Source organism: Vibrio sp. 10N.261.52.A1 (assembly GCF_002876325.1).
GTDB classification, from domain to species: domain Bacteria; phylum Pseudomonadota; class Gammaproteobacteria; order Enterobacterales; family Vibrionaceae; genus Vibrio; species Vibrio chagasii.
In genome coordinates this window covers 1-3,816 of record NZ_MCYD01001423.1, presented here as the reverse complement: position 1 = coordinate 3,816, position 3,816 = coordinate 1, and the positions used below count along the sequence as shown (strand labels likewise).

The window sequence follows — 3,816 nt, the reverse complement described above, 5'->3', positions numbered from 1 at the left end:
CTAAAAGCGTTTTACTCTTTGTTGAGGGGGATTTGCTTAGAATGACTAGGCTACTTCTCCCTCGCCGCGATTAAAACGCTTTTATTTCGAACAAAATTTAACCACGAAAGGTCAACACGCCCTACAAAGCTGTAAACGAGTTTGGTAGGAGAACAACATGGAGAGTTCAGCTATGTTAAGCAACCCAGCGACAGATGTTATTTTGCATGCCTTTGACTGGTGCTACGCTGACGTAATGAAGAACGCCCCACTGATCCAAGAGTTGGGTTATAAATCAGTTTTAGTTTCACCAGCGATGAAGTCGTTACGCGGCCCTAAGGGCGCTGATAGAGCGTCTGGCACTCAATGGTGGCAACGTTATCAGCCACAAGATTATCGTGTGATTGATAATCAGTTGGGTGACACACACGATTTTAAAGCGATGGTAGACACGTTAAAGCAACATGGGCTGCGTACCTATGTGGACGTGGTGTTCAACCACATGGCAAACGAGTCTGACATCCGTAGTGATCTGACCTATCCAAATGAACAAGATATGGCGTCTTACCAAAAAGACCCTGAATACTATGAATCAATTCGTTTGTTTGGTGATCTGTCTAAACCACTTTTTGATGAAAATGACTTTGTAGAAGCGTTCGGCATCAAAAACTGGAAAGATACGTGGGAAGTTCAAAACGGACGTATCACTGGGGGAGCTAGTGATCCGGGCCTACCAACTCTGCTCGACAACGACAATGTGGTCGCGCAGCAGCGGGCGTATTTAAAAGCTCTGAAAGCGATTGGTGTGAAAGGTTTTCGTATTGATGCAGCAAAACACATGACACTGTCACATCTTAGAAAAGTGTGGACGGATGATATCTGTGAAGAAATGCATATCTTTGGTGAAATTATCACTGATGGTGGCGCGACGGAGGAAGAGTACCAACTATTTCTCGAACCCTACCTAAAGCACACTCGTTTAGGCGCTTATGACTTTCCATTGTTTAATACTATCTATAAAGCGTTTGAAGAGCAGGGCAGTTTTAAATCTTTGATTAACCCGTACTGTTTTGGGCAAGCTTTGTCGAACATGAGAGCGATAACCTTTGCAGTAACCCATGACATTCCAAACAACGAGGTGTTTTTGGAGCATGTAATGGATGAAGTGGACGAGCGTTTGGCTCATGCCTTCATTCTTGGTCGAGATGGCGGTGTACCACTGGTTTACAGTGAATTAAGCACAAGTGGTATCCTGGATCAGAATGGTCAGCCTCGTTGGCTCAATGATTGGCAAGCGCCTTACATGAAAAGCATGATTCAATTCCACAATCATGTTCATGGTGAAGCGATGCGTGTGGTTGAAGCAAATGATGATTTGATGGTGTTTGTTCGTGGAGACAAAGGCATTGTTGTGATCAACAAGTCGAAGCGCAGTAAAACGGCTTCGCTGACTTGGACTGGGCCTGTAACGGATTTATTGTCCGGTGAAGTGATTGAGTGTGTAGATAACACCGTTAAGATCAAGGTTGAACCTCATCAATGCATGATGTTGATAACCAACTAATCTGAGCCTCATAAAGATCAATAGATCAGCCAGAAGATGAAAAGACCAAAAGAAAGGCCCGCATACTCGAGTGAGTAGCGGGCCTTTTTAATTTGAAGCTAAGAACCTAGTTCCTAGCAGCCAAAAGTAACTATACCGTAAACTTATTCAATAGCTCGTCTTGCTGGCGAACATTGTCGGTTTGTACTTGCATCGCGGTATTCGCTTCTTGAGCAGCAGTCGACACTTGTGTTGAAAGGTCTTTGATCTTAACTGTGTTGTTATTGATCTCTTCCGCTACTAAGCTCTGCTCTTCTGCTGCTGAAGCAATTTGAATGTTCATATCAGAGATACGCTGAATCGCGTCACGGATACGGTCCAGTGAAGAGTTTGCTTGCTGAGCACGTTCAACGGCATCGGTGGCAGTATCTTTACTTTGATTCATCGCGTTAGATACTGAGCTAGCACCGGCTTGTAGCTGTTCAATCATGTTACGGATTTCAGTTGTCGACTCTTGAGTACGCTGCGCTAGAGTTCGAACTTCATCGGCTACGACTGCGAAACCACGACCAGACTCACCCGCACGTGCTGCTTCAATTGCCGCGTTCAGTGCCAGTAGATTGGTTTGGTCAGCAATATCGTTGATAACTTTAAGAATCGTCTCAATGTTAGCTGTTGCTGATTCTAGAACTTGTACTTCAGCGACTGCTTGGTCGATACGCTCAGATAGGTTATCAATCGCTTGAGTGGTTTCACTTACTACAGAAGTACCGTCTAGTGTTGCGTCGTCGGCTTCACGAGCTGCTGCCGCTGCGCCTTGAGCATTGTTGGCTACTTCTGTTGCCGTTACTGCCATTTCGTTCATTGCGGTCGCTAGCTGTTCTAGCTCTTGCAGTTGCGTGTTCATCGCGCTTGCTGATTCTCCAGCACCTTTTACTGTGATTTCAGTACCACGTTTAATCTCCACACCAATCGCTTTCGATTGAATGATTTGATTTTGTAGGTTTTCAGTAAAGGTATTGAAGCCTCTAGCTAGGTCAGAGAACTCTTTATCTGTATTGGTATCCAGACGCTTAGTTAGGTCACCTTGGCCACTAGCCACGTCTTGAATCGCTTGGTTAAGAGCATCGAGTGGACGCATTAGCACACGAATCAGAACCGTGAGTGCAACGATACTAAGAATCACAGCGATCAAAGAATAGATCATTGAGCTGTTTTTCAAGTCTTCGACCGTTTGGTAAGCGATCTCTTCATCAAGGATGGCACCAATGTACCAATCTTCACTTGGGATATGAGTGAAGTTAACTAGGAACATTTTACCGTCGACTTCGATCTCTTGAGAGCCTTCGCGAATGGTTGCTTGTGGCATGTAGCTTGAAAGCTTTTCGCCGTTATTCTCAGCGTTTGGATGGGCAATCGTTGTGCCATCAGCAGTCACAAGGAATAGGTAACCGGCATCGAATAGGTTTACTTGGTTAACCAAGGTTGCCAGGTTTGTAAGCTCCAAATCGTAGAACATACCTGCTGTGAAGCGTCCGTTATCTTTAACTGGTGTACCAACCGAAATAATTACTTTTTTGCTTGATGCGTCCACATAAGGAGCGGTAACAACTAAACTGTTTTGGGATTTAGCATCAATATACCAAGGGCGAATTCGAGGGTCGTAATCCGGACCTGCTTCCCAACCGTCGTCATTCTCGATAACGAAACCGTTTGCTTCATAACCAAAACCAACCGCTAGAAAGCTGTTTTTCAGTTTTGGTTTTTCTAGAATAGTTTTAACGTAGGTGCGGTCTTGAGGGTTTATCTCGATGACTTCAGTCGTCGATTGCGCCAATGCTTTTTTGGCGTTCATTTCTGATACTACGGTGTTTTTTACACCAGATACCATTTCTTCTAGGCTCGCATTAACGTTGTTTTGTACAGCACTTCTCACAGTGTAAAGTTGTTGTATTGAAAGCAATGATACTGTCACTAGCAGCAAGGCTGATGATGCAGCAACCACCTTATGGCTAAATTTCATTGAATTTTCCCCTTCTCACAGGCTTTGCGAAGACTAAAGTTAATTGTGTTTTTGTATTTATATGTATCGACAGGATGGAAAGTTACTTGAATGTAAATTCACAAAATAGACTACAAAAATACAACAATCTAAACAATACAAAATTCACTAAATCACATATTTGTTACTTTTAGTAATTGCTTCAATGAGTTGAAGAATAAGCAAACTGGGTGTTTAAGATGAAATTAAAAATGTATTAATTTTGCACTTATGCGTTTGGTTTTCTATATAC

The 3,816-nt window shown here is 43.3% G+C and carries 2 protein-coding genes; one reads left to right on the top strand and one right to left on the bottom strand.

Translation table 11 applies throughout. The features are described 5' to 3' along the window. The first annotated feature begins 157 nt into the window (after nucleotides 1-157). Entirely contained in the window at nucleotides 158-1,543 is a 1,386-nt protein-coding gene (locus BCT81_RS28705; RefSeq protein WP_102426635.1) for an alpha-amylase family glycosyl hydrolase, read from the top strand. Nucleotides 1,544-1,673: 130 nt separating this feature from the next. Here the strand turns inward: BCT81_RS28705 and BCT81_RS28700 are convergent, their stop codons facing one another. Beyond that, nucleotides 1,674-3,545, bottom strand: coding sequence for a methyl-accepting chemotaxis protein (locus tag BCT81_RS28700; protein ID WP_102426634.1), 1,872 nt, complete (start codon nucleotides 3,543-3,545; stop codon nucleotides 1,674-1,676). Between the last annotated feature and the right edge of the window lie 271 nt (nucleotides 3,546-3,816).

Excerpts from the sequence above, each read along its gene's own strand:
- BCT81_RS28700 (WP_102426634.1), bottom strand. The coding sequence starts at position 3,545 with ATGAAATTTAGCCATAAGGTGGTTGCTGCATCATCAGCCTTGCTGCTA.
- BCT81_RS28705 (WP_102426635.1), top strand. The coding sequence starts at position 158 with ATGGAGAGTTCAGCTATGTTAAGCAACCCAGCGACAGATGTTATTTTG.